Below are 17,774 nucleotides of genomic sequence, written 5' to 3' on the forward strand. Positions count from 1 at the left end.
CAATGGGGCAGACTGGTTCTGTCGGGATTGATGGAAGGAATGAATGAACGTGGCAGACGGTAAAGACGGGCTGGATGGAGTGAAAAAGCTTTCCTTTGGTGCGGTGCTGCGGTTCGTGGCCGTGCGGTGGGTGGAGCATCCTGCCATGCTGGCCAGGACACTGGGGGGTGTGGCTCTGGCAACGGTGGCGGATATCTGCACGCCCTTGCTGGCAGGGCGTCTGGTTGGGGACATTTCCACGGCGCCGGCCGATGGAGGGCGGGGGCATCTGCTGCATGATGCCCTGCTGATGGTCAGTGGACTGCTGGTTCTGGGGCTGGTGGGCGTGATGGGGCGGCGGTCCTCCTATCTGGGCATCAGCAAACTGAGCCTTGCCGTCATGCGCCGGGTGCTGGATGATGCCTTCGCCCGTGTGCAACGTTTTTCATCCGACTGGCACGCCAACAATTTTGCAGGGTCCACCGTGCGGCGTGTCACCCGTGGCATATGGGCGATCGACACGCTGGATGACACATTGCTGCTGCTGATTGCTCCGGAAGTGCTGGTCCTGCTGGGCACGACAGTGGTCCTGCTGGTGCGGGCACCGCTCATGGGGCTGGTGCTGGCGGTGATGGTGGGGCTGTTCGCCTGCATCTCCATCTGGCTGGCTTTGCGCTATGTGGCCCCCACGGCCCGGATTTCCAATGAATGGGATTCCAGGATGGGTGCGGTGCTGGGTGATGCCGTCACCTGCAATGCCGTCGTGAAGAGTTTCGGTGCGGAAGAGCGGGAAGAGGACCATCTTCATTCCGTGGCCCGCACATGGGCGGAGAAGACCTATTACAGCTGGTACCGGGGCACGAACAGTGCCAATTTTCAGGCATCCTATACGCTGCTGATGCGTGTGGTGATGATCGGTCTGGCGGTGATTCTCTGGTGGCGGGGCATGGCCGGACCGGGGGACGTGGCCTATGTGCTGACGATGATGTTTCTCATCCAGGGCTATCTGCGGGACCTCGGGCAGCAGGTGAGTCAGGTCCAGCGGTCGATCAATGAGATGGAAGAGCTTGTCGGGCTGTTCTCGACCGAACCGGCCATTCAGGATGCTCCGGACGCCACATTGCTGGAGGTGAAGGCCGGAGAAATTGATCTTCGGGATGTGACATTCCGTTATCCGTCCCAGGAAAAACCGATCTATCAGAATCTGTCCCTGAAGATTATGCCCGGAAGCCGTGTGGCTCTGGTCGGGGCGTCCGGTTCCGGCAAGACGACGCTGACGAGGCTGCTCCAGCGTCTGTATGACGTGAATGAAGGGACTGTCCTGATTGACGGGCAGGACATTGCCCACGTCACCCAGCAGAGCCTGAGGCGTCAGATCGCTCTGGTCCCGCAGGAACCCATGCTGTTCCATCGGACGCTGGCAGAGAACATCGCCTATGGGCGGCCCGAGGCGACCCGTGAGGAGATCGTGGAGGCGGCCCGGCAGGCCAATGCGGATGTGTTCATTTCCCGTCTGCACGAAGGCTACGATACGCTGGTCGGGGAACGTGGCGTGAAACTGTCCGGAGGAGAGCGTCAGCGTGTGGCGATTGCCCGGGCTTTTCTGGTTGATGCACCTATCGTGATTTTCGACGAGGCAACGGCAAGTCTTGATTCCGAATCAGAGATGCTGGTGCAGGAGGCCATGACCCGTCTGATGGAAAAGCGCACGGTGCTGGTCGTGGCGCACCGTCTGGCCACCGTGCGGGACCTTGACTGTATTCTGGTGTTTCATCAGGGGCAGGTTGTCGAGGGTGGTACCCATGAAAGCCTGATGGCCCTGAAGGACGGATTTTATCACCGTCTGGTCTCATTGCAGACGCTTGAGGCTGATTCCGGTCAGGCCGGGGGCAGGGCATGAGGCGGGTCCTCCGACCCGCCCCGTCTGCATGACCCTGTGAGCGGGTCAGATGTAATGTTCGTCCAGCGGTGGGAACCCGTTGAAACCGGTGGAGCAGTAAGTGGACACATACGCACCCGTGGCGAGAATGTTGATCCTGTCTCCGGCCCTGAGTTCTTCCGGCAGGGGGATGAGGTTCTTTTCGTAGAGAACATCCATGCTGTCGCAGCTCGGCCCTGCAAGAATGCAGGGTGACAGGCCTGCCGTCCTGTCATCATGGGGGGTCTGGAAGGCATAGCGGATGGATTCGCCTTCCGTTTCCGCCAGCCCGCCGAAACGCCCGATGTCCAGATAGACCCAGCGGGGGTCATGGTCTTCGCCACCCCGTCTGCTGGCCAGCACCACTTCGGTATGGACAACACCGGCACTGCCGACCATGTACCGGCCCGGCTCCAGCAGGATGCGGGGGGCTTCATCAGGAAAGTGGGCCTTCATGGCCTTCGTGATGGACTGCCCGAACTGGTCGATGCTGGGGATGGGGCTGTCGTAATAGGTCGGGAAGCCCCCGCCCATGTTGATGAAGTCCAGCGTGATGCCCTGTTTCTGGAGGCGGTGATAGATTCCGGCAGCCTGGGCGATGGCGTCGCCATAGGCTTCCGTATTGGTCTGCTGGCTGCCGACATGGAAGGAGAGACCGGCCGGTTTCAGGCCCATCTCATGGGCTTTCTGCAAGAGTGTGAAGGCACTCTCCGGCGTGGTGCCGAACTTGCGGGAGAGGGGCCACTGTGCCCCGGTGTTGACGACCCCGAGGCGGCAGAAGACCTCACAGCCGGGGGCGTGTTCGGCCAGCTTTTCTAGCTCTTCCAGACAGTCAAAGGCGTAGAGCGTCAGGCCTTTCTGGTGGGCATAGGCGATGGACCGCACGTTCTTGACGGTATGGCCGAAGGACAGTCTCTCGGCCGGGATGCCTGCCTCCATGCAGATGTCGATTTCGCCGGGGGAGGCAATGTCAAAGAATGAGCCGAGGGCGTACAGCTCCTTCAGGATGGCCGGGGCCGGGTTGGCCTTCACGGCATAATGGATGAGGGAGGAGGGCAGGGCACCATGCAGGGCGTGGTACTGCGTACGGACGCAGGAGAGGTCCACGACCAGGCAGGGCGTGGCGGGTTTCTGTTCCGCGAGGAACCGGGCAATTTTAGGGGTCATGAGACTCACGTTCCCTGAAAGTCTTCCCTGTCATGTTTTAGGGAGGATGTTGCGAAACGGTCGAACGGACCGGCGAAGTTCCGCTTGCCCCTGCCGGGACGTACGGAAGCCAGAACGCTTGACGTCGTTGCGTAACCGCATAGAGGGCCAGTGGCACGTGCGTTGCTGCGTGAAGTGCGTGACAAAGCCCCAGATTTTTCTGCAATGCAAGGGGGAACCGGATGAAAATGGAGGGACTGGTCTTTATTTTCACGGAAAAGTGATTATCGTTAAGGAAGTCTGGGAAAGGAATGGCAATGGAATGACAGCTCTGGAAGATGTATTCCTGCCAGCAGGCCCCGGACCTGCCTGCACGCCTTGGCTGCCTATCTGAAAATGGGGGAGACAGTTCCCGGCATGACAGGAGACCCAGGGAAGAAGCGGAATGCGGCCAGGCTTGGGCGTTCCGGGGGATCGTGATACTTGCCGGGGTCAGGCCGAACTGGGAAAAGTGTGATCATGAGGCCGTGGCCTGATGCCACGGTGAAACATGGAGAGGAAAAGCGCGTTACGTGCCCGACAAGATCGAGATGCCAACAGAACCCCCGCCGCCGCCCCAGGGCTGGCTGTCAATCTTCCGGCAGGTGCTGAGCAACAGTGGGGACAGCCAGACATCCCTGAGTGCTGCCGGGTGCGCCTTCTATGCGACCCTGTCGCTTTTCCCGGCCCTGACGGCCCTGATTTCAGTCTATGGACTGGCCTTTGATGTCCAGACGGCAGAAAGCCAGCTGCATGTCGTCAAGCATATCCTGCCTTCGGCTGCTTATGACATGATCTTTGACCGGGTCCATGCGCTGGTCACCCAGCCCCAGTCTTCATTGACACTGGGACTGGTCTTTTCTGTTCTGGTCGCCCTCTGGTCGGTGACGGCGAGCAGCAAATCCATCCTGTCTGCCCTGAACATCGTCTATCACACCAAGGAGGCACGGGGGTTCCTGCATTTCCAGTGTCTGGCTTTCGGCACGACACTGATGGCCGTGATCGGGGCCTGTCTGACCCTGGCCCTGATGGTGGCGGCTCCAGCTGTCGTGGATTATCTGCCACGTTATCTGAGCTATGTGGGCGTGACCATGGACAATTTCCCGCCGTCACTCCACTTTCTGGTGGAACAGGGAACGCCCGTACTGGTGCACTGGCTTGCTCCGGCCATCATGCTGTGTTTCGTCTTCACGGCCCTGATCGTGCTTTACCGCATCGCCCCCTGTCGGGAGCATCTGACCAGCTGGCGGTGGATCATGCCCGGTGCCCTGCTGGCAACGCTGCTCTGGGTTGCGGTGTCCATCGGTTTTTCATGGTACGTGTCCCATTTCGCCAGCTACGGCACGACTTACGGGCCGCTGGGGGCCGTGGCGGCCGTCATGATGTGGCTGTTTGTCAGTGCCTATGTGGTGCTGTTCGGGGCTGTCCTGAATGCGGAGCTGGAAGAGAGAGGCTATCGCCGGACAGTCCGGAAAGAAATGGGCGTTCCTGCTGACGGAGCGGAGTGCTGAAAAGAGACCGTGGCTTCAGGAGAGAGCGGGTTATCTGACCGCGCTGTCCTGAACCGCTTTCTGCGCCTGTCGTTCTTCTTCCTGAAGAATGTTGCGTATGTCCGAGGCATGGCGGAAGCGGGCCATGTTGCGGGGCAGCACCGTTATGGTGATCTGGCTGACGCCATGTCCCATGATTCCAAGACTGGCTGCTGCCCCTTTTGAAAGGTCGATGATTCTGTCACCGCCAAACGGGCCACGGTCATTGACACGGACAATGACGGAGCGGCCTGTTGACGGGGAGTGGACCAGCAGTTTTGTGCCAAGTGGCAGGGACGGATGGGCGGCTGTCATGGCATCCGGGTGGAAACGTTCGCCACTGGCGGTCCGCTTTCCGGCCAGTTTTTTATTCCCATACCAGCTGGCTAGGCCACTTTCCGTCACGGGGAGTGTGGAGGCTGCTTTTATGAGGGCCGTATTATCCACGGTCTGCTGGTGACTTCTCCTGCGATGCTGGGCTGCATGAGCAGGATGGTGAAGAACAGGTGCAGCAAGGCAGAGCAGGAACAGTGAGGCCTTCGGGAAGGCCATGCCTGGGGAGGCTTTTTTCGTGCTTCCTGGGGAAGGACCACGCGGCATGGTAAAGGAAAAATGATGCGGGGCCTTCATGCTGTCCACGGCATTATTGTTGCTGGGGGGCGGATTGTGTCACAATTTGGCTCTCCGGGCCAGCACGGGGCCGGTAAAACCCCGTGAAACGTCAGGTAATTGCAGGTCTTCATGCCATTCGGGCATAAAAGAGTGACTTTACCTGAGGAATATGAAGATGCTATCAGCCGTCCAGATGAAGCGACCTCTTATTGTTGTCCTGAACGGACCGAACCTGAACATGCTGGGTCTGCGACAGCCTGAGATTTACGGTGAAGCGACACTGGATGACGTGGAGCAGCTGTGCCTCCAGGCTGCGGAGCGGCTCGATGTGACGATTGATTTCCGCCAGACCAATGGCGAGGGGGAGCTTGTGTCCTGGGTGCAGGAGTGCCGGGGCCGTGCAAGCGGTATCGTCATCAACCCTGCGGCTTACGGGCACACATCAATTGCTTTGCTTGATGCGCTTCTGGCGGTTGAGTTGCCGGTGATTGAGGTGCATATGTCTAACATTCATCGCCGGGAAGCATTTCGTCATCATACGTATGTTTCACAGGCAGCCCGCGGGGTCATCTGCGGGTTGGGGATACGAGGTTATGCCCACGCCCTGCAGGCGGTGGCAGATATGATTGAGGATGAAGGATGAGCCGTATGCTCGTGGACAAGGAGGCCATTCGGGCGTTGGCCGATATCCTGACGGATACAGGCCTGACCGAGATTGAAGTTTCCGAAGGTGACAGCCGCCTTCGTGTCGCCCGGAATGTGACCGTGCAGGCCGCCGCTCCTGCGGCAGCAGCAGCTCCCGCTCCCGCAGCGGCATCCGCCGCTCCGGCCTCCGGGGACGCTGCCGCCCCTGCGGACCCGTCCTCTCATCCCGGTGCTGTCCCCAGCCCGATGGTGGGCGTGGCCTATCTGACGCCGGACCCGTCCTCTCCGCCTTTCGTGCAGGAAGGGACACAGGTGTCTGCCGGTCAGACCATCATGCTCATCGAGGCGATGAAGACCTTCAACCAGATCAAGGCTCCCCGTGCGGGCAAGCTGGTCCGCTACTGCGTGGCTTCTGGTGAGCCGGTCGAGTTCGGGGCAACATTGGCGATTATTGAGTAATGTTTTCCAAGATCCTGATTGCCAACCGTGGCGAGATCGCACTGCGGGTGCTGCGTGCCTGCCGTGAGATGGGCATCAAGACGGTAGCCGTGCATTCCACGGCTGATGCTGATGCCATGCATGTGCGTCTGGCTGACGAGGCTGTCTGCATCGGGCCGCCAAGCTCCCGTGATTCTTACCTGAACGTGGCGGCCATCCTGTCCGCTGCGACCATCACCGGGGCGGAGGCCATTCATCCCGGCTATGGCTTCCTGTCCGAGAATGCTGAGTTCGCCGAGACGGTGGAAGAGCATGGCATTGCCTTCATCGGTCCGACGGCTGAACATATCCGCATGATGGGTGACAAGATCACGGCCAAGACCACGATGGAGGCTCTTGGCGTGCCGCTGGTGCCCGGTTCTGACGGTGCCCTGCGGAATCTTGATGAAGCCCGTGAGGTTGCGGCCCGTGTGGGGTATCCCGTGCTCATCAAGGCGGCTGCCGGCGGCGGTGGCCGTGGCATGAAGGTGGCCCAGACTGCGGATGAGCTGGAAGAAGCATGGAGCGTGGCCCGGACGGAGGCCCACGCCGCTTTCGGCAATGACGAGGTCTATCTGGAGAAGTATCTCGACAAGCCCCGTCACATCGAGCTTCAGATCATGGGTGATACGCACGGCAATGTCGTGCATTTCGGTGAGCGTGACTGTTCTCTCCAGCGTCGTCATCAGAAGCTGCTGGAAGAGGCCGGGTCTCCCGTCATCACGCCCGAGCAGCGCAACGAGATTGGTAGGACCGTCACGGATGCCCTGTCACGCATGGGATACCGTAATGCCGGTACGCTCGAGTTCCTCTATCAGGATGGTCAGTTCTGCTTCATCGAGATGAACACCCGCCTTCAGGTGGAGCATCCGGTGACGGAAATGGTCTGTGACGTGGATCTCGTGCGTGAGCAGATCCGTGTGGCGGCCGGTGAAAAGCTGAGCTACCGCCAGGAAGACATCGTGATGTCCGGGCATTCCATCGAGTGCCGCATCAATGCCGAAGACCCGGAGACGTTCGCACCCAATCCGGGTACGGTTGAGATGTTCCATGCTCCGGGCGGGCTGGGTGTCCGCATGGATAGTGCCCTTTTTGCTGGCTATAAGGTTCCGCCTTATTATGACAGCATGATCGCCAAGCTGATCGTTCATGCGCCGACCCGTGAACAGGCCATTGCCCGTATGCAGCGGGCCCTGACGGAATGTGTGGTGGAAGGCGTGAAGACGGTCATTCCCCTGCATCAGAAAATTCTGGATGACCCTGAGTTCCGGAAGGGTGAGTACACCATTCACTGGCTGGAAAACTTCGTGGCGAAACTTCAGGCGGACAAAGTCTGAAGATTTCTGCTTGGGAATGGGAAAGGGCCGCTTCTGTCATCGGAAGCGGCCTTTTCTATGAGTCATGGAGTGTAGATTGATTTATTTTGATGTGTTGGAGGGTATTTTCAATAAATGTCTGATTTGCCCGGAAGAAAATACAATGTGTTATCCCTGTTTTCGGGGTGTGGTGGATTGGATCTTGGTTTTGAAGGAGGCTTCAAGGTGCTTGCTTCATCGATCAACGATATGATCCACCCTGAATGGAAGCAGGATACTGGTGGAGATGATCGGTGGGTTTTGCTCCCAAAGACAAGATTCAATACTGTATTTGCCAATGATATCAGGGATGGTGCCAAGGCAGCGTGGGATAATTATTTCAGAAAATTTGGGATGGATGATAAAATATACCATCTTGGAAGTGTTGTTGATCTTGTAAGACATCATAGACAGGGAGAATCGGTTTTTCCTCGTGATGTTGATGTTGTTACAGGAGGATTCCCCTGTCAGGATTTTTCAGTTGCGGGGAAAAGATTAGGATTCAAATCACCCAAGAATCACAGGGGCCTGCTCTCGGAGGATGTTTTCCCTAGTCTGGAGAGTAGGGGAAAGCTCTATATGTGGATGAGAGAGGTCATAGAGATCACGAAACCAAAAGTGTTCATCGCTGAAAATGTCAAGGGGTTGGTCAATCTTCATGATGTGAAATCAATAATAGAGAGAGACTTTAGATCTGTTTCCGAGGATGGGTATCTGGTTGTCGAGGCGAAAGTATTGCATTCGGCTGATTATGGTGTCCCTCAGTCGCGTGAACGTGTTATTTTTATCGGCTTCCGAAGGTCTTCTCTAACGCCAGAGGCCTTGGCCGCACTTTCTCAGCCTTCCTTGGATGAACGTTTTGATCCTTACCCAAAGCCAACACATGCTTATACGAATAATGGTGAGGCGTTGGTGAAGCCTGTGAGTTTGAGGGAGGCTCTTGGAGGACTGTTGGAGCCGGACAAAACATCTGATCTTTCCCAGCAAAAATATTCTAAGGCGAAGTACATGGGAAAACATTGTCAGGGGCAGAGCGAGATACGACTGTCTGGTATTGGTCCGACTATTCGTTCTGAGCATCATGGGAATATAGAATTCAGAAGACTTTCTGCAGAACATGGTGGCATGAATTTAGAAGAACTGCAGACAGGCCTTGAAGAAAGGCGTTTGACAGTTCGGGAATGTGCCCGGATACAGACATTTCCTGATGATTATGAATTCGTATTTCCTCCACAGTCAGGACGGAAGGGTGTTTCTGCATCTGAGGCTTATAAAATTATTGGGAATGCTGTTCCGCCCTTGTTGGGATATCATATTGCGCATAATCTTCAGAGTAAGTGGGATTTATATTTTGGACGAGATTCCTGAATGATTGTTTTCAATGAAAATAGGGTAGATTTATTTGAGGAATTTCGTAATATACTTGAGCGGACGAATAAACGATTGAATGAGTGTGCAAAGTATAAAAGTGAGTATTTTATAAAGAGAAATGCTCAACTTTTGGAGGAAGATGTTGCGGATTCTTTAAAAGAGCAGTCACTGGGGACTTCGTTCGAGAATACTATTGAGATAATTTCCGGACAAAGGTTTCCTGACATCATAGCACGTCAATGTTACGGTGTTGAAGTGAAGAGTTCCAAAGATGATAAGTGGATTACACTTGGGGGGAGTGTTAATGAGAGCACAAGGGTAAAGGGTATAGAAAAGATATTTCTAATATTTGGAAAACTGACGGATCCTGTTGAATTCCGTATGCGTTCATATGAGGAGTGTTTGTCAGAGGTAGTTGTTACACACTTCCCACGATACAAAATTGATATGAATTTGGAAAATGGTCAGACTATTTTTGATAAAATGGGAACAACGTATGATGAGATACGTCAACCACCGAATGAAACAGTTCATAAGATAGTCAATTTTTATAAGAAAAAATTGAGAGAAGGGGAAAGTTTGTGGTGGACTGGGAGCCATGTCAATCCAGAGGAAGATACGTCTGCTCCAATGACGGTCCGGCTGTCTGGTAAATTGAGTAAGGAAGAACGGGCTGGTTTTATAGAAAAGGGTTTTGCTTTCTTTCCCAGTATTTTTAGTTCAAAGTCCACAAAGTATGAGAGGTTCTTTTTGTGGCTTGCTACAAATCATGGGGTATTGGCGACGCGTGATTTTTTTACGGCGGGAGGTCGAGGAATTGTCCAAGGGAAGGCAGGACATGAGTTTTTTGACGTCCCCCAGAAATTGATTCAGCTTCACGATCACTGGCTTACTGTTGCCTCACTGATTGTTGAGGCGAATGCGGATTTTTTATGTGAAACATGGGGTGTCGAGAAGATAGAACCAGACCGGATCCGGCAGTGGAAGGGCATGGTATCGGAGAATTTTTCCAGAGAATATAAACAGGTTGGGCTGTTTCTTGATGACCTCATTTTCGGCTGAATATTTCAGTCCTGTGCTGCTTTTAGGCTGGCTCCGGCCACGAGGGGGCAGCCGGGCAGGGCCAGAAGGAAGAGGGCTGCCAGCAGGCTGAGATTGGCCGTGCAGGAGGGGCCTTTTGGTGAAGCACAGGCCAGCGTCCCGAAGATGAGGCTCGGTGTCATGAGAGGCAGGGTCAGGATGGGGAGCAGCAGACTGTTGCGTCGTGCTCCCAGCGTGATGGCTGCCGTCATGCCGCCCGTAAGGGCCAGGGTCAGGCTGCCCAGGGTCAGCCCTGCCAGTAGGACGGGCAGGACCGAAAATGGAATCTGGAAAAGCAGGGCAAGCAGGGGCGTTGCCAGAATGACCGGGAAACAGCTGCTCAGCCAGTGCATCAGCATCTTCCCTAGGGCGATGAGGGCCGGATGCAGGGTGATCTGGAGGATGTCCAGTGATCCGTCCTCGGCATCTGCCTCATAGAGGCGTTCCAGCGGCAGAAGGCAGGCAAGAAGGGTGCAGACCCACAGGACGCCCGGACCGGTCTGCTGGAGCAGGGCCGGAGCAGGGCCGAGTGCAAGCGGGAAGAGGCTGCTGCACAGGATGAGAAAGAGCAGTGCTGCCAGATGGTCGGTTCTGTTCTGGCAGGCAAGACAGAATTCCCGGCGTAGATGGTTCGCAAAAGCATGTCGCCTGCGGGGAGACGGGAAAGTCGTCCGTGGGGGAACCGTGTCTGTCATGACGGAAGACAGGGACGGTGAGGCTCCGAAGGTGAGCTGACGGCTGTCCGGTATGTTCAGGGGGATGTGGGAAGCCACGATGAGGGCACCGCCACGGTCACGGTGCGTGCTGAACATGGCATCCAGCAGGGCGAGGCTGTCGGCATCCAGTGCATTGGCCGGTTCATCCAGCAGCCACAGGGAGGCATCGGACAGGAGAAGGCGGCTCAGGGCCACACGGCGTTTCTGGCCCAGTGAGAGCAGACGGGCAGGACAGTCCAGAAGATGCGCCAGTTTCAGATGAAGCAGGACGGCATGGACAGCTTCCGTTTTATGGGGGGAGAAGAGCCGGAGATTCTGCTCAACCGTCAGGGCCGGTTTCAGGCCATCTTCCGGCCCCAGCCAGGCAATGTCGGCTGTCCGTGTCACCCGGCCGGCCGCAGGTAGGCAGAGGCTTGCCACCAGGCGGAGAAGGGATGATTTTCCTGTGCCATTGGGACCGGTAAGAAGGAGGGCCTCGCCAGATGACAGATGCAGGGAAAGGTCAGACAGCAGGCAGCGGCCACTCCGCTCCAGCCGGACATGATCCAGCTCGAGAAGGGGGGGTGGCGGCGTGCGGGGCGGAACAGGGGCCATGAGGGTGTTTCATGTGGAGCGGCATGAGGAGACGGGCAGGAAAATCTGTCTGGTTAAAGGGAAAATACATAAAAGGATGTTTTGCTTAAAGGGCGGTTATGGTTAGAAAGCGCAATGGTGAATGACTACAGGGTGGCAGTTCCACGCTGTGGCGTGCTGTAGGGGTGTTCGGAACTGACTGACTGGGTGCTGAAGGCGAGCGGTATCGCCAAGTCTTTTGGTGGAAATGAGATTCTGCGTGGGATTTCTTTGGATGTGGAACGGGGGGAGCTGATTTCCATTATCGGGCCATCGGGCTGCGGGAAATCGACTTTTCTCCGCTGTCTCAATTTTCTGGAACATCCCGATGCAGGTGAAGTGCAGGTGGAGGGCGTGACCGTGGCCAGTACCGGCCAGTGGCGTCGGGCGGATGAGGTCAAGGCCCACCGTCTGCGGGGCCATGTGGGCATGGTCTTCCAGTCCTTCAATCTGTTCCCGCATCGTACGGTGCTGGAGAATGTCATGCTGGCCCCCATCCAGGTCAAGCGCATGGAAGAGCAGACGGCTCACAGGATCGCCTGTGAGCTTCTGGAAAAGGTTGGTCTGGCTGCCGTGCAGAACCGGTACCCGGACAGGCTTTCCGGCGGGCAGCAGCAGCGGGCGGCCATTGCCCGTGCGCTGGCGATGAAGCCTTCCGTCATGCTGTATGATGAACCCACCTCCGCTCTGGACCCTGAACTTTCCGAAGAGGTGCTTTCCGTCATGCGGGCACTGGATGCCGAGGGCATGACCCAGCTGGTCGTGACGCATGACATGCGTTTTGCCCGGGCCGCCTCGGACAGGGTGCTGTTCATGGAAGCCGGACAGATCGTCGAAAGCGGTGACCCTGACGTGATGTTTGCCAATCCGCGTGAGCCGGGGACACGGCGTTTCCTGCGGACACTTCTCTGATGACGGGGGCTACGATGATGAAGCGTGTGATGTTTGCGCTGGCTCTGGCCCTGTGCGGGGTCTGGGGGGTCGCTGGTCCGGGCAGTCATGCTCTGGCGGATGACATGGTGGCAGCGGGTGCGAAGGCCCCCGCATCACCGGCAGCTCCGCTGCGTGTGCCCGGTGCCACGGATGAGCGGGACCTGCCCTGGGCGTCCGATGGTGAAGCCAATGTTCCGTATGTTTTTCATGACCCGGCGCATGAAGGGCGGATGACCGGCTTTGAGTATGATTTGATGCAGGCCATCAGTGCCCGGATGGGGCGGCACGGGCGGTTCGTGCAGAATGGATGGGATGGTCTGATTCCCGGCCTGTCACGGGACCTGTACGCCCTGGTCATTGATGGTATCGAGATGACGCCGGAACATAAGGCGGCCGTGCTGTTCTCCCGGCCCTATTATGTGACGGTGGACCGGATCGTTCTGCGGAACAGTGAAACGGGACTGGACACGCTGGAAGCCCTGAAGGGCCATGTGGTCGGGACCATCAAGAGTACGGCTGCCGAGCGTCTTCTTCTGGATCATGACCCATCCAATGTCCGTTCCTATGATGAAGAGACGAACCTGTTTTCCGATCTCAAGAACGGGCGTCTTGATGCTATCCTGATTGATGAGCCGATCGCCCTTTATTACCGTTCGGATGACCTGAAACTGGTTGGTTCGCCTATCGGGCGTGTGGCCTATGGGATCGCCTTCCCCAAGAATAATCCCGGTCTGCGGGATGCGGTGGATTCCGTGCTGGGTGATCTCATGAGTGATGGGACGCTCCATCAGATTCTGGCCCGCTGGAATCTCTGGACGCCACAGATGGCGGATTATACGGGCGATCAGACCCTGCCAATGATCAAGCCGACGGCATGGACGGATTATCGCCAGACGATGGAGCGGATGTCCGGCAGCAGCATGCAGGCGATGGTTCATCGCTATGTCAGTTTTCTGCCCTTGGTTGCCAGCGGTGCCCTGATGACACTCGGCGTGTCGGCTCTGGCGATGGTGCTGGCTGTTGCTGTTGGGCTGGTTCTGGCTCTGGCCCGGGCTTATGGCATGGCCCCGCTGCGCTGGGTGGCCGGGGTGTATGTTGAGGTCGTGCGAGGCACGCCGCTGCTGATCCAGGTGCTGTTCATTTTTTACGGGTTGCCCGCTTTCGGGCTTCGGCTGTCTCCTTTTGCAGCCGGCGTGCTGTCACTGGGGCTGAATTATGCGGCCTATGAGGCGGAGAACTACCGGGCGGGGCTTCTTTCCGTGCCCCGTGGTCAGATGGAAGCGGCCATTGCCCTGAACATGACCCACATGCAGGCCCTGCGGCTGGTGATCGTTCCTCAGGCCTTCCGCACCGTGGTGCCGGTCATGACAAATGATTTCATTGCCCTGCTCAAGGACAGTTCGCTCGTGTCCGTCATCACCCTGACGGAGCTGAGCCAGACCTACATCCGGCTTTCCTCCACCTACTATGACTATATCGGTACGGGACTGATGGTGGGGACGGCCTATCTGCTCGTCGGGCTGCCCTTCGTGCGCCTCGCCCGCATAGCGGAGAAGCGCATGGGCCGTGTAGTGGCCAAGGGGCACCACTGACGGTCCCGGGACGAGAAACCTACGGGTCCCGTGGAATGGCATGGCCCTGTAACTGGTTGTCAAAGCCCAGTTGCAGGGCCTTCTGCCATTCAGGTGCCCAGCTGCGCATCTGGTTCAGGAAGGTTCTGGCTTCAGGATAGGTATCCGGAATGCTTTTTCCCCAGACAGGAATGGGGGCAAGAAGCTGGTGTGTCTGTGAGTCTAGTGGTGGAATGAGCGTGTCCACGAGGCCCACCTGGGCCTGACCATCCGCCGTGGCGGCAACGTGCCGCCACTGGACGGCCAGAAATAGTGGAGGAATGGGAGTGACACCAAGAGCCTGGAGGCGGGCGATGGACTGGTTGATGAGGGGATTGGTGCTGACATCGCTGCCCTGGATCACGACGGTACCGGAGCCGATGCAGTCTTCTCCGGCGGGGGAGAGAGGCAGGCTGTGGTTGAGAAAGTTGCGGTCATCGTGGCAGATGCTGGTTGCATTCCCAGCCCGGTCCAGCGGGATGGGCTGCTGGGTGGCCTGAGCGATGATCAGCCCGGTGACAGCCCCCTGATGCGTGCGGACAAGGGCCAGAAAAGAGAGGGGGGAGTCGCTGCTGATCTGGGCTGAAAGGATGGGATGCCATTCGCCTCTGGGCAGGGGTATGGTATGTCCCCCCAGGACAACGTGATTCCGTACGACTTCCGACATGCTGGGATATTGCAGATGAACCGGCATCTGCCCGGCAGGACCAGTCTCTGCCTCACTGTGACCTGTCGATGTCTCATCGGAGGCTGCTCCGTGCGACGGATGTGTGGTCTGCGGGGCCGTTCCGGGGAGCCAGGGGGCCTGCTGCTTCAGCCAGGGAGTGGGGAAGAAGGCTGCCAGGATCATGCTCCCGATGCCCATGATGAAGCAGAGCCGCCAGAGCGGGGCCTGTTTCCATAGGGAAAAGACTGTACCGAAGAAGGTTTTCACAGGCTGGCCTTGTTCATTTTTTCCTGTGGCTCTTCGCTGGTTTCCGCCCTGATTTGCCCTTCACCTGCCATGACAAGATGGACATGGGTCCGTCCCTGCTGACGTGCCGTGATGAGGCTGTCGCTGATCATGTCCTCAATGGAGCGGAGAATGTCACGGGCACTGGCCATGCTGCCCAGCTTCTGCTGCCGCTGGAGAATTTCGAACAGGAGGGCCGGGTCAATACCGCCCGCTTCGACATTCAGGCCGTAACCACGGATCATGTGTTCGATTTCAAGGGCGGCGACACGGGCGAGGTCCAGCCCACGCAGGGCGCGGAAGACAAAGATGCGGTCCAGACGGTTCAGGACTTCCGGAGCAAAACCGGCACGACGCAGGGCTTCAGTCGATTCGGCACGCATTTTTTCAGGTTCGTCGGCGAGGCGGTCTGCGATGGCGTTCAGTTCGTCTGTGGCAATGTTGGAGGTGAGGACGAAAATGGCCCGTGTGGTGGGGACCAGCTCATTGGTGGAAGCTTCCGTTACATGGCCGTCATTCCAGGCCGTGAGGAATTTCTTGAAAACGTCCGGATGCGCCTTTTCGATTTCATCCAGCAGGACAACGGCATCAGGATGCTCCTTCAGACCTCCCGTCAGACGCCCGAACGTGTCGGAACCGACATAGCCCTTGGGTGACCCGAAGAGCTGTGTGGCTGCATGGGGGCTGGACATCTGCGTCATGTCAAAATGCAGGAGCGGGCGTTCCGTCTGGGTGGCAATCTGCTTGGCCAGATAGGTCTTGCCCGTGCCGGGGGGGCCTGCCAGCAGGAAGACACCAACGGGCCGGTTGCGGGTCTGGAGGGCCAGACGGCGGCGCAGCTGCTGGGCAATGTCCTCGCAGACCTGATCCTGCCCGATGACACGGGCACGCAGGGCGGCGGCCAGTTCTTCGGCATTGATGGTACTTTCACGCTGCTGGCGGGCCAGCATTTCTTCCAGTGCAGTACGGTTAGTCAGGCGGCTGAGAACATCCATGAGAAGACTCTTTCTATGGCGCAGGCCACGGCGGGCCAGACGGTCGGATGAGAGGCAGTAGAACACCCCGGCAAGTGAGAGGGCAAGTCCGATGGCTCCAGCCGGAAGATAGCCGGGACGTGCCCAGCTGGCGGCCACAAGAAGCCCGTGGAGCATGGCTGCAGGCGAGAGCTGGAGCATCAGGGCCAGCTGGACGGCTGCAAGGATGAGGAAGGCCGCCATCATCAGGGGCATCATGCGGGACAGCCAGGGGATCAGGGATTTCATCATGGGCTTCTGCACTCCTGCCGGGAGGGGAAGTCCCTGTTTTCACGGGCAGGACGGGATGGGGTCAAGTTCTTTTCCTGTCTGTTACTGCACGATCACCGGGACGGCGAAGGATGGGCTGGTCTGGGTAAGGGGGGGCAGAACCACGACATTATGGAACATGTCCAGCGTCGCAACGGAAACGGATCCCATTTTTGCCGGACTGGTACGGGTCAGCGTGACAATGCCTTCCCGGGCGATGGGGAGCAGCACGGCCCTGGCTCTGGGGCCAAGTACGACCTGCTGGCTGATGCCGCCGCCGCTTACAGTCAGTATCTGCCCCGTATGGCCTTCTGCGTCGGCCAGGGGCATGGCAGCCAGACGGATGCGGTTTTCTTTCAGGGCCGCCAGAAGGGCTGGTTTCTGCTGGTCAGAAAAGACACCGTGCGCAATGGCCCGTGCCGCTTCATCGGGAGGAAGCATGGAAAGGGTGAGGGCACCTTCCAGCACGGGAACGGCCTGCTTGGAAGCCTGCATCTGCGGCTGGGGCTGAGGCTTTTCCGGCTGGGAGGCCCGTTCGTGGAAGGCCAGCAGAGCACCACCCAGCCCGACGGCAGCGGCCATCATGGCCACGGGACGCCAGAGGGACTGTTTCTGAGGTTCCTGTGCGGGTGAAGGCTGTTCCATGACGGTATTTGGCACCATTTCCGGCTGGAGAACAAGGCTGGAAAGGAGATGGGAGCTTTCCGGTACGGTTATGTCGGGATGGATGGGAAATGCTTGCATTGGGGGTGGCTCTGTCGTATCAGGGGAGCGTTTTCACTTTCCGCTCTTTTGGGGGGTGGCCCTGACGGGCCGCCTTTTTTGTTTTGGATCATTTTTCCACATCGCCGGACTCGTCCGGCCAGTCCGTCACGTTCCATGATGGGGAAAGCTCTCATGGGATCCGCCGTCTGAGCGGGCTTGAGGCACGCATTGCGGACAGGATTGCGCCGACTCTGGCTGATATGGGCTATGAGCTGGCCCGTCTTTCCGTTCTCGGTCATGAGACACCGACCGTGCAGGTCATGGCGGACCGGGCTGACGGCTCCCTCATCAGTGTTGAGGACTGCGAGCAGATCAGCCACGCCGTCGGTGCCGTGCTGGACGTGGATGACCCGATCCCGGGTGCATGGATGCTGGAGGTCTCTTCCGCAGGGATTGACCGCCCGCTGACCCGTGCGAAGGACTGGGAGCGTTTTGCCGGGCATCTGGCCAGGGTGGAACTGGACGTGCCGCTGGACGGGCGCAAGCGTTTCGCCGGGATCGTCCTTGGCGAGCGTGACGGGCATGGTCTGCTCCGTCTGGATGACGGGCAGGAAGTGGCCCTGTCTCTGGATGACATGCGCAAGGCCCGTCTGGTCCTGACGGATGAGCTGATTGAGGCGAGTGCCGCACTGGCTGGTGTGGTGCAGGAAGAAGAGGCTGAGGCCGGGGGTGCGCCCCGCCGTGCGCCGAAGCTGAAACCCAAAAAGCCGGGGAAGAAGAACTGATGACCCGTCTTATGCTGGTTGGAGGTC

General features: G+C 58.1%; 16 protein-coding genes. 10 read left to right on the top strand and 6 right to left on the bottom strand.

The window, feature by feature from the left end; genetic code table 11:
• Window positions 1-49: 49 nt before the first annotated feature.
• Window positions 50-1,879 (top strand): ABC transporter ATP-binding protein, encoded by a 1,830-nt coding sequence (locus tag NQF87_RS04485; protein WP_266127224.1) that lies wholly within the window; start codon window positions 50-52, stop codon window positions 1,877-1,879.
• A 45-nt stretch (window positions 1,880-1,924) separates the two neighbouring features.
• Here the strand turns inward: NQF87_RS04485 and NQF87_RS04490 are convergent, their stop codons facing one another.
• A complete protein-coding gene (locus NQF87_RS04490; RefSeq protein WP_323670708.1) occupies window positions 1,925-3,064 on the bottom strand; it encodes a type III PLP-dependent enzyme in 1,140 nt (379 codons plus the stop codon).
• A 551-nt stretch (window positions 3,065-3,615) separates the two neighbouring features.
• Here NQF87_RS04490 and NQF87_RS04495 point away from each other — a divergent pair.
• Complete coding sequence (locus tag NQF87_RS04495) at window positions 3,616-4,593, top strand: YihY/virulence factor BrkB family protein (protein ID WP_266127226.1); 978 nt, start codon at window positions 3,616-3,618, stop codon at window positions 4,591-4,593.
• 30 nt (window positions 4,594-4,623) lie between these two features.
• On the opposite strand, the gene NQF87_RS04500 is transcribed toward NQF87_RS04495, so the two are convergent.
• Window positions 4,624-5,163: a septal ring lytic transglycosylase RlpA family protein gene (locus tag NQF87_RS04500; RefSeq protein WP_266127227.1), complete on the bottom strand. Its 540-nt coding sequence runs from the start codon at window positions 5,161-5,163 to the stop codon at window positions 4,624-4,626.
• Window positions 5,164-5,416: 253 nt separating this feature from the next.
• Here NQF87_RS04500 and aroQ point away from each other — a divergent pair, with 253 nt between their 5' ends.
• From aroQ to NQF87_RS04525, 5 genes are all read left to right on the top strand, one after another.
• Window positions 5,417-5,866 carry a type II 3-dehydroquinate dehydratase gene (aroQ, locus tag NQF87_RS04505; RefSeq protein ID WP_043561671.1) on the top strand — a complete coding sequence of 150 codons (450 nt, stop codon included), beginning with the start codon at window positions 5,417-5,419 and terminating at the stop codon, window positions 5,864-5,866.
• The gene (locus NQF87_RS04510) at window positions 5,863-6,327 is read left to right on the top strand and encodes an acetyl-CoA carboxylase biotin carboxyl carrier protein (RefSeq protein WP_266127228.1); all 465 of its coding nucleotides are present in this window, start codon (window positions 5,863-5,865) and stop codon (window positions 6,325-6,327) included. Before aroQ ends, NQF87_RS04510 begins: the two co-directional genes overlap by 4 nt.
• Window positions 6,327-7,682, top strand: a complete 1,356-nt coding sequence (accC, locus tag NQF87_RS04515; protein WP_266127229.1) for an acetyl-CoA carboxylase biotin carboxylase subunit — start codon at window positions 6,327-6,329, stop codon at window positions 7,680-7,682. Before NQF87_RS04510 ends, accC begins: the two co-directional genes overlap by 1 nt.
• 114 nt (window positions 7,683-7,796) lie before the next feature.
• The gene (locus NQF87_RS04520; protein ID WP_266127230.1) at window positions 7,797-9,068 is read left to right on the top strand and encodes a DNA cytosine methyltransferase; all 1,272 of its coding nucleotides are present in this window, start codon (window positions 7,797-7,799) and stop codon (window positions 9,066-9,068) included.
• Window positions 9,069-10,133, top strand: a complete 1,065-nt coding sequence (locus tag NQF87_RS04525; RefSeq protein ID WP_266127231.1) for a hypothetical protein — start codon at window positions 9,069-9,071, stop codon at window positions 10,131-10,133.
• Between the two features lie 5 nt (window positions 10,134-10,138).
• Here NQF87_RS04525 and ccmA read toward each other — a convergent pair whose 3' ends face one another.
• Window positions 10,139-11,461, bottom strand: a complete 1,323-nt coding sequence (gene ccmA, locus NQF87_RS08845) for a heme ABC exporter ATP-binding protein CcmA (RefSeq protein ID WP_407651999.1) — start codon at window positions 11,459-11,461, stop codon at window positions 10,139-10,141.
• 186 nt (window positions 11,462-11,647) lie between these two features.
• Between ccmA and NQF87_RS04540 the strand changes: the two genes are divergently transcribed.
• Window positions 11,648-12,391 (top strand): amino acid ABC transporter ATP-binding protein, encoded by a 744-nt coding sequence (locus tag NQF87_RS04540; RefSeq protein WP_266127232.1) that lies wholly within the window; start codon window positions 11,648-11,650, stop codon window positions 12,389-12,391.
• 104 nt (window positions 12,392-12,495) lie between these two features.
• Entirely contained in the window at window positions 12,496-14,004 is a 1,509-nt protein-coding gene (locus tag NQF87_RS04545) for an ABC transporter substrate-binding protein/permease (RefSeq protein WP_266127361.1), read from the top strand.
• 19 nt (window positions 14,005-14,023) lie between these two features.
• On the opposite strand, the gene NQF87_RS04550 is transcribed toward NQF87_RS04545, so the two are convergent.
• From NQF87_RS04550 to NQF87_RS04560, 3 genes are all read right to left on the bottom strand, one after another.
• Window positions 14,024-14,956, bottom strand: coding sequence for a hypothetical protein (locus NQF87_RS04550; protein WP_266127233.1), 933 nt, complete (start codon window positions 14,954-14,956; stop codon window positions 14,024-14,026).
• Window positions 14,953-16,236 (bottom strand): AAA family ATPase, encoded by a 1,284-nt coding sequence (locus NQF87_RS04555; protein WP_266127362.1) that lies wholly within the window; start codon window positions 16,234-16,236, stop codon window positions 14,953-14,955. The genes NQF87_RS04550 and NQF87_RS04555 overlap by 4 nt, the downstream gene beginning before the upstream one ends.
• 84 nt (window positions 16,237-16,320) lie before the next feature.
• Window positions 16,321-17,001 (bottom strand): hypothetical protein, encoded by a 681-nt coding sequence (locus NQF87_RS04560; RefSeq protein WP_266127234.1) that lies wholly within the window; start codon window positions 16,999-17,001, stop codon window positions 16,321-16,323.
• 158 nt (window positions 17,002-17,159) lie between these two features.
• On the opposite strand from NQF87_RS04560, the gene rimP reads away from it, so the two are divergent.
• A complete protein-coding gene (gene rimP / locus NQF87_RS04565) occupies window positions 17,160-17,747 on the top strand; it encodes a ribosome maturation factor RimP (RefSeq protein ID WP_266127363.1) in 588 nt (195 codons plus the stop codon).
• Window positions 17,748-17,774: the final 27 nt, after the last annotated feature.

The sequence above is a fragment of the Bombella dulcis genome (assembly GCF_026385505.1).
GTDB lineage: Bacteria > Pseudomonadota > Alphaproteobacteria > Acetobacterales > Acetobacteraceae > Bombella > Bombella dulcis.